The sequence below is a fragment of the Caballeronia sp. LZ032 genome, from assembly GCF_031451315.1.
Taxonomy (GTDB): domain Bacteria; phylum Pseudomonadota; class Gammaproteobacteria; order Burkholderiales; family Burkholderiaceae; genus Caballeronia.
Window position 1 is genome coordinate 2,660,718 of sequence record NZ_JARUXP010000001.1, and the last position, 7,142, is coordinate 2,667,859.

The 7,142-nt window shown below is 60.8% G+C and carries 4 protein-coding genes; all 4 read right to left on the minus strand.

Annotated elements, in window-relative coordinates; all coding sequences use genetic code 11:
• On the minus strand, positions 1–1,295 hold a 1,295-nt coding region (locus QCE69_RS12500), incomplete at its 3' end, for an ESPR-type extended signal peptide-containing protein (RefSeq protein WP_309931017.1).
• Between the two features lie 297 nt (positions 1,296–1,592).
• Entirely contained in the window at positions 1,593–1,958 is a 366-nt protein-coding gene (locus QCE69_RS12505) for a nuclear transport factor 2 family protein (RefSeq protein WP_309918431.1), read from the minus strand.
• A 413-nt stretch (positions 1,959–2,371) separates the two neighbouring features.
• A complete protein-coding gene (locus QCE69_RS12510; RefSeq protein WP_409021183.1) occupies positions 2,372–4,921 on the minus strand; it encodes a tetratricopeptide repeat protein in 2,550 nt (849 codons plus the stop codon).
• Positions 4,922–5,359: 438 nt separating this feature from the next.
• A partial coding sequence (locus tag QCE69_RS12520) for a YadA-like family protein (RefSeq protein WP_309918436.1) occupies positions 5,360–7,142 on the minus strand: 1,783 nt, incomplete at its 5' end.

Consider the following 7,142-nt stretch of genomic DNA (forward strand, 5'->3'; position numbering starts at 1 on the left):
GCCGACACCGCGCCGGAACCGATCGCGACCGAATCGAGGCCCGTCGCCGTCGAATCCGCGCCCGTGCTGTTGGCGTGAAAGTATTTCGTGCCCGTGGCGGAAATGCTGTTGATGGAGTTGACCGCGTTGCTGATGTCGGTGGAGTTCTGATCGATCGCCTGATTCGATGCGTTCAGTTGCGAGCCATTGACGGCGTCCGTCGACGTGGGTGACAAGCGGCCCGCTGCAACATTCGTGATCGTGCGCTCGTTACCCGCTGAACCGACGGAAACCGTACTCGTCGCGTTGGTTCCCGCGAACGTGTAGGTATTGCCGCTGATCGTCGCGTTCGGGGTGTTGACCACTGCGTCCGTCGTCGAAACGGCGCCAAGCGCCACGTCCCTCGCATTGTTCGCGACTGCGCCCGGACCCAGCGCGAGCGAACCTAATCCGCCGGCACTGGCCGTCGACCCCAGGGCTACCGAGACAACCCCGGTCGCCTGCGCTCCAGCACCGAGCGCCGTTGAGCTGAGGCCCGACGCGATTGAACTTGCTCCCAACGCGGTTGCCGCGAAGCTCGAAGCCGCCGCGCTGACGCCATATGCGACTGTATCGGCGCCGTTCGCCGTCGCCAGCGAGCCAACTGCGAGAGCGGTGTCGTTCCCTCCAGGGGCGCCGCTGGCATAGGATCCCTGGCCGATCGCTATCGCGGCAGGCGTCAACGCCTGAGCCGTATTCGATATCGCAACCGTGTTCAACCCCGCCGCCGTCGCTTTCGGGCCGATCGCGACGGCTGACCCCGCGCCAGACGCGGTCGCTTGAATTCCGATGACTATCGAATTGTCCGCTGAAGCCGCCGCAGTCGGTCCGATGGCGATGGAGCTCTGGCCAGATGCGGTCGCCAGAAGCCCGAACGCCGCCGAGCCCGCCCCCGTTGCCGACGCATGCGATCCTATTGCCGTGGACCCATCACCAGATGCAGTCGCCGCATCCCCCACGGCCAACGATTCCACTCCTGAAGCAAGTGTGTGATCGAGCGTCTCCACACCCATATTGCCCACGGCGATGGCACCCGTCCCACTCGACGTTGCAGCTCCCCCAATTGCAACCGCTCCGTTGGTGCCGATATCCGTCCCGCCATCGACCGAACCGGCATTGGCCGTATCCGCCATCGACAGCACTCCTCCCAGCAGGACGACCGCATAGGCCGCTGCAATCTTGCTGCTCGCTTTCTTTCCCCGTGCCTTTGCCGATTCCGCCACCGCGACCCACGTGCCGGTGGTCTCGTTCCACACTGTCCGATATGTCTTATTCATTTGTATGCCTAAGTCTTCAATAATGTTGCTGATACTTCATATCCGCAACGCGAGGTTCTTCAATGTCCAGGCGCTTCCTACCGGAATCCCCTGATGCGTCGAGCGATGCATGCCGATGCGCCGCGGTCACTGGCGCGCCATGTCGGCTTTCGGCATCACTGATTGCGGAAGCTCCCACTCTTGCTTTCGCGCTTCACCCACCCTCCCCTATAGCGACTGCAGCGTTGCGGATCGACGGCGATGTCCAGGAATCCGGTCTGACCGAAACCGGCGTCCCTGGTGATGCCGCCCGTGAATTCACTCGCGTCCTTGAAGCGTCATGTGCGACGAGACGGCTCGCCACGCGCCGTCGCGGCGCACGAACACATCGGTGAAAGAGAACAGGAGCGCCGCCGGCTGACCGGACTGACTGAACCGGTTGGTCCCCGTGACGATTGCGGTGTCGCCGTAGGTCCTGACCTTCATGTCCTGCAATTGCTGCGTGGATCCCACAGGCGGCGGCGCTGCGCTCAATGCTTCGGCCTTGTCCCGGCGGCGCCCGTTGCTGAGCGTCTCGACGAACGAAGGGTCGAGAATCCGGTCGAGCGTCGCGATATCCCTGCTTGCGGTGGCCTGAACCCAGACGTTCTCGAGCGATTCGAGCGCCGCGGAATCGCCTGGCATTTGCGCCATGCATTGCATGCTGGCCAATGCAAGCGACATCGAGACAAACCATTTCTTGCGTGCAACACAAGGTTTCATGACGTGGGCTCCAATACAGCCGTTACTGCGAACCAGCGATAAAAACGCTCGTTCTGCAAATGACTTCTGGCTTTCGGATCAAGCTTTCGGCAATAGCTCGCCCGCGCCGCCGAACGAGTGAGATCGTCGGCCGCGTGCGTGCAAGCGCGTTGCGTTCAAAGCGGCGGTCGCGTCACTGAGCGAACAGGATGCGACATATGGCAATTCCCCTGAACCGCCATATGATTTGTTATCCGAAATTTATATGCGAATATTTACCTAAGATAATCTGTTTGGCGTTGAAGCCGCTGTGTTTTCTCCCCGGGTGTCTCCGCTTTTATTCGCAGCGAAAAGTTTTAGCAGGAAACGTCATGGGTCAACATCGTGTTGACCTCGATTTTCGACGGAGTATTCGGTTGCAAACGAAGCACACCTTGCTCGCGCCACATACGTTGAAACGCACGCTCCATACCTCGTGCGAAGCGCGCACCGTCCATCAATGCAGAACGTTCCATCATCGTTCTCAGTTCAGAGCGGAGCTTGCGCAAGCGACTCAGATCCTGGGCCGCCTCCACTGCCTTTTCAATGAAGCTCTCTTCCGAATCCGCAATCCATTCCGGCATGCTCAGGTTCGACAGCAACGCATGTCCCGCGCGGCTTGCCGGCGTCTGGCCGGTCATCGTGAGTACCGGCACGCCCATCCACAGGGCGTCGAGGCTCGTGGTGTGGCCGTTGTATGGAAACGTATCGAGCACGATGTCGATCTCGAGATACGTGTCCATATAACGCTCGCGCGGACGGTAATCGACGAAGTACAGTCGCGATGCCTCGACCCCCGCCGCTTCGAACTTCGCCACCACCTCCTCCCGCGCGCGCCCCCAGGCAAGCAGAAGCATCAGCGTCGAGCCAGGAATGCGCCGCATCGCCTCGGCCCAGAGTGCAAAAGTCCGGTCAGTGAGCTTGCACGGATTGTTCAGGCATCCGAACGTGATATGTCCCTTGTCGTCTGCCGGAAGCGTGTTCACATGGTGCGACAGATTAAGCGGCGCGTAGCACCAGAACGTATCGGGCAGGCGAATCGATGTTTCGCTATAGCAATCATCCCGGTTCGAATCGGCCGGATCGAGCCATGGATCGGTCAGTCGATACTCGATTGCGCTGCTTCCCGTCGTCCCCGGATACGCCAGCCAGGCCACCTGAACCGGCGCGGGCTTTCGCGCAAAGAGCTGGGGACGTCCGCCCGCCATGTGCATGGTCAGGTCGACCAGAATGTCGATGCGATCGTCCCTGATCTGCCGGGCGAGTTGTTCGTCGTCGAGCGTGTGGGCATCGCGCCACGCATCCGCGAGATGCACGATCTCGTCGGTGATGCGATCACGGATTTCGACGCTCGAATAACAAAAGATTTCGACCGCGCGATGATCGTGATTACGCAACAGCGGCAACATGAACAGCGACTGGCAATGGTCGCGAAAGTCCGGTGAGACGTAGCCGATGCGCAAGCGCCGTTCGGGAGCCGGATCATTCCGGTACGGCACCGCCGCAGCGACAAGCCGGGCTTCGAACCGCGCGGCGAAGCGCCGGCCTTCTTCTAGCACGTCATAACCCGCCTCGCTGACGAAGCTGAGCGCGTAGACCAGATTGGAATGGGCAATCAGACAGTCGGGATCGATCTCGATGGCGCTGCGAAAGCAGTTCAACGCCTCCCCGATGTTTCCCGAGTTCTTCGCCAGCAACACAGTGCCCAACCCGACGTGCGCGGCAGCGAGACGCGGCTGCAATTCGAGCACCCGGCGCGTGAGCACTTCGGCCTCGTCGAGCTTGCGGAGATTTTTAAGGAAAGCCCCGAAGTTGAAAAGCGCGCCCCAATGATTCGGGTCCACTTCGAGCGCGTGCCCGTACGCGGCCTCGGCGGCTTCGGTGCGGCGCGTTTCCGCGAGGATATTGGCGAGATTGATCAGCGCGAGCACGAAACGCGGGCTCAGTTCGATTGCACGACGCAACAGCGCTTCCGCTTCGTCGAAACGGCGTTTTTCCGCCAGCAGACTGCCGAGTGCATTCAATGTCCCGACATTGTTCGGCGACAATTGCAGCGACATGCGAAATGTATCGATGGCCTCATTCGAACGGCCGAGCTCATTCAAAAGCCGCGCAAGCATTTCGCTTGCACCCGCGAATTGCGGATCGGCTCGCAATGCGTGACGCAAGGCCTGCTCGGCTTCCACTTTTCGACCCGTCTCCTTGAAAAGGGAACCGAGATTGCACAGCGCCTGTGCAAAGCCAGGCCGAATCTCCAGCGCGTGACGAAATGCAGATTCGGCATCGTCGAACATTCTTTGTTCGGCCAGTACCGATCCCAGACTATTGAGCGCTTCAGGCCAATTGGGACGCAGCACGATTGCACGGCGTAGTTGCTCGAGCGCATCGGCGCTATTGCCGAGCCGGGAAAGCAGTTTTCCGAAATTGAAGCGGTAATCAGCCGAGTTCGGATCGAGTTCGACCGCGCGCTGAAACGCTGTCTTTGCGTCTTCCAGCTGATTCTGGTCCTCGTGCAGCCGCGCCAGATTGAAATGGGCGATGGCGAAATCGGGATGGATAACCAGTGCGCGACGCTGCGCGTTCATCGCTTCCTCATAACGCTTTTGCGCTCTCAGCGTCAACCCGAGATCGGATTCTCCCGCCGCGGTTTGCGTGATGGAAAGCGAGATCTGAATGAGCGATTCCGCTTTGGACGGATCGCCATCCAGCAGATGAAGCACTCCCAGAAGATGATTGGCTTCGCAATGCCGCGGTGCTTCGCTCAGGATGCCTCTGCATTGGATAGCGGCCTGCACACGGTCACCCGAGCGAAAGCATTCCAACGCAGTTTCGAAAGATTGTGAGGTGGCGAGTGCGGTGGCTTGCACGTCGGGCTTCCCTATATTGATTTGTATTGCGACCGCGCAGCGGAACAGCGACTCCGCTGAATTGCGCTTGCACTAGTGAGGTGCGAGATCCACGCAATGGATCAACAATCAACTTATTGTTAGGAAGGCGATTCAAGTCCTATTTAGTCCTTCCCTTCTATTTTCTCAGGACTCGATTGAAATAATGCACAAATCTATTTCATTAAATTGAATTCGAAGTACGCAGGCCACTTTTCTGGTTATCCTGAAAACCTTCGATTCGGATTTTCAGAATGATGTATTACTCGGCATCCTGATCGGTCTCGATTTTCAAACAGGGTAATTGAAAGGATTTTGGTGAATGCGATGTTTGAATAACAGGCTTCAAACAGTGGATTAAATCGGTTGGTGAATTGCAGGCGGGCGGCATGCGCCGGCCGCCTGCAATCCAGCCTTGCATTACCACTGATAGGATGCGCCTCCGCCCACCGCCGTTCCTGCGGCACTGACGCCGGCGCCAAGTTTCAGCTTGACGTTCGCTGTTACGCGCGCAGAAGCGCCCAGCGCAGTTGCCTGATAGCCCTTGTAATTGGCGGTGCCGATGCCGACCGCGATGGTCTTGCCTGGATCGACGTCCGGAATCATCGACAAAGCCGTCGCCGCTGCCACGCCGGCATAGGCGCCGCGCGCCACGGAACTCACCTGGCTGCCGAGCGCGGTGATCTTCTGATCCGTATAGGCGTTCGCCCGGTTCAAGCCCTGCGAGAAGCTCTGATTCATCTGGCCCAGATTCACGGCGTCGGTGTCCTGGGTGCCGGCCGCCACGTTCGTGATCTGGCGCTCTTCACCCGCAGCGCCGACCGACACCGTGTTGTCGCGGTCCGCGACCGATCTGGCGCCCAGCGCCACCGAATTCGCCGCTGACGCATGGGCGCCCGAGCCGACCGCCGTCGCACGTGCTCCGCTCGCGCTGGCAAGCGCGCCCATCGCGGTCGAATGCGTGCCGGTTGCGGCGGCGCTTTCCGTGTCGCGATTGCCCTCGGCGGCCATGAACGGGTTGTTGGCCGCGTTCGCCACGTTGGTCACGGCGCCGATCACCTCGTTCAACTGACTCACGTTCACGGCATCGCCGCCATTGACGCCGTATGCCACGTTGTGGATGGCGGTGCCTCCGGTGTGTGTCGAGCTGTCGTAGGCGCCGCCGCTCAGCGTGATGCTGCTGGTATCCGGCGTGCCGTCCGCGCGGGTGTCGTATTTCACGGAGGCGTTGTTGAGCGCGTTGACGTCGGTCGAGATGTTCGAGACTTCCGTCTGCAGGCTGCTGACCGCCTGATTGGTCGCGTGGAGCTGCGAACCGTTCACGGCGTCCGTCGAGGTGGCCGAGATGCGGCCGGCCGCGACGTTCGTGATGGTGCGTTCAGCGCCCGCCGAGCCGACGCTCAACGTGCCGACCGGAGCCGAACCGGCAAACGCGTAGTTGATGCCGTTGATGGCGATGCCCGCCGTCGCGACGGCCTCCGACGTGATCGAGTTCGAACCGAGCGCGATGCTGTTGGCATGAGTCGCCGCCGCGCCCTGACCGATGGCGATGGCATCGAGACCGGTGGCCATCGAGTCGTCTCCGGTGCTGTTCGCATGGAAGTACTTCGTGCCCGTGGCGACGATGGTGTTGATCGAGTTGACCGTGTTGCTGATGTCGGCGGTGTTCTGGTCGACGGCCTGATTGGTCGCGAAGAGTTGCGAGCCGTTCACGGCATCGGTCGAGCTGGCGGAGAGGCGGCCTGCGGCGACATTCGTGATGGTGCGTTCCGCGCCCAACGAACCCACCGATAACGTGCTCTGCGCATCGCTGCCCGCGAACGTGTAGTCCTTGCCGCCGATCGTCGCGCCGGCGGTGTTCACGACAGCCTCCGTGGTCGAGTTCGCACCGAGCGCGATGTCGTTTGCGTTGGCCGCGACCGCGCCCTGCCCGATGGCGACCGAGTCGAGACCGAGGGCTGTCGAATCCTCTCCGCTGCTGTTCGCGTGGAAGTACTTCGTGCCCGTGGCGACGATCGTGTTGATCGAGTTGACCGTATTGCTGATATCCGCGGTGTTCTGATCCACGGCCCGGTTCGTCGCGAAGAGTTGCGAACCGTTCACCGCATCGGTCGAGCTGGCGGAGAGGCGGCCTGCGGCGACATTCGTGATGGTGCGTTCCGCGCCCAACGAACCCACCGATAACGTGCTCTGCGCATCGCTG